The following is a 316-nucleotide window of genomic DNA, read 5'->3' as shown; positions in this document are numbered from 1 at the left end:
TCTATCACAAAACTCTTGAAAACCTCCTTTATTTAGTTGATGGCTGTAACGAATCCAACTTTCATTATTATCAGATGCTGGTAAGTTCACTGGTTTCTCAGCCTTATTTAGAAACTAGACAGCAAAAGTACAACTCTGAGAGTTCGACGTTTAACTTGATACACTATCAAGAAGTTATCGCGAGCTTGTTTAAAGAAGAGAATAGCTATGCATACTGAGTGACGCGTAGAGCATCAAAACATTGAAGCCTCCGAATTTAGCTCAGCAATGATCTTATCTTAAAACGCAAAAAAGCCACTCATAGAGTGGCTTTTTG

At 37.3% G+C, this 316-nt stretch carries 1 pseudogene; it reads left to right on the top strand.

From position 1 onward, the window contains the following. Window positions 1-218 (top strand): annotated as a pseudogene (locus tag BCT81_RS29550) (TetR/AcrR family transcriptional regulator); the annotation flags it as partial. Between the last annotated feature and the right edge of the window lie 98 nt (window positions 219-316).

Source organism: Vibrio sp. 10N.261.52.A1, from assembly GCF_002876325.1.
Lineage (GTDB): Bacteria > Pseudomonadota > Gammaproteobacteria > Enterobacterales > Vibrionaceae > Vibrio > Vibrio chagasii.
Note: the sequence above shows the minus strand (reverse complement) of the source record. Positions and strands in the feature narration are given on the sequence as shown.